Raw genomic sequence first — 330 nt, 5'->3', positions numbered from 1 at the left:
GGCTGACACAGCCCAACTGCTCAGGAGAACGTCGCATGGATAACGTTTCGCAGGCCCCGCTGATTCTGATCACCGGCGGCAGTCGCGGAGTCGGCGCCGCCACCGCCCGACTCGCTGCCGCGCAAGGCTACGACGTCGCCATCAGCTACGTCGCCAACGAGTCCGCCGCTCTTGAGGTGGTGGCGGATATCGAAGAATTGGGACGCAAAGGCCTCGCGGTGCGTGCTGACAGTGCTGACCCCGAGCAGGTTGCTGCGCTGTTCTCGGCTATCGATCGTTCATTCGGGCGTATCGACGTGCTGGTCAATAACGCTGGCATTCTGGCAAAAC

1 protein-coding gene is annotated in these 330 nt (G+C 62.4%); it reads left to right on the top strand.

Translation table 11 applies throughout. The features are described 5' to 3' along the window. Positions 1-35: 35 nt before the first annotated feature. Positions 36-330 (top strand): SDR family NAD(P)-dependent oxidoreductase (locus tag AAEY83_RS13530; RefSeq protein WP_351059581.1); only part of this gene is annotated, 295 nt, incomplete at its 3' end.

Origin of the sequence: Psychrobacter sp. TB20-MNA-CIBAN-0197, assembly GCF_040309765.1 — a bacterium.
Lineage (GTDB): Bacteria > Pseudomonadota > Gammaproteobacteria > Pseudomonadales > Moraxellaceae > Psychrobacter > Psychrobacter submarinus.
Note: the sequence above shows the minus strand (reverse complement) of the source record. Positions and strands in the feature narration are given on the sequence as shown.